Source organism: Micromonospora aridisoli (genome assembly GCF_056150025.1).
The window spans coordinates 1-495 of record NZ_JAXCFK010000221.1 but is presented as its reverse complement, the minus strand read 5'-3'; the positions used below and the strand labels follow the sequence as shown (position 1 = coordinate 495).

Annotated in this window: 1 protein-coding gene; it reads right to left on the bottom strand. The window is 37.4% G+C overall.

Features of this window, described 5'->3' with window-relative positions:
- Nucleotides 1-495, bottom strand: a 495-nt coding sequence (locus SM447_RS30200) for a cobalamin biosynthesis protein (protein WP_474576257.1), incomplete at both ends; no start/stop codon positions are given.

The following is a 495-nucleotide window of genomic DNA, read 5'->3' as shown; positions in this document are numbered from 1 at the left end:
TTGTTTTTTCAGTAATCCACTTGGACTGTGCTGTCATAAGTGCAGCTGCTGCCTCGGCTACTCCGTACACTCCTACTTTTTTCTTCACAACTTCTGATGGATTAGCAACAGTAATGGTATTGAGTTCGTCACCTGTATAGGTGATAAGAGCAATATCATAGTGCGCTGCAAAATCAAGATAAGCCTGTTCGTTATTTTTAATCGTAGCAGAGCCGATAGCATACACACTTTCTATGGCTATATTTTCATTTTTTAATGCTGTTTCTAAACCCATTCTTAATAGTGCTGGGGCAATATCTTTGGCACAACCACTGCCTATTGCAATACAAGGTGGATAATATGAAAAGACCGGAACTTGAGTTTCTATCAATTCATAACCAACATACAGCACCAAGTCGTAGTCTTCAAATTTGCAATCCTTTATATGATAATAAATCGTTACAAAATCAGGGCATGTTTTTTCCAAATACTGAGTACCCTTATCCTTTACTTTTA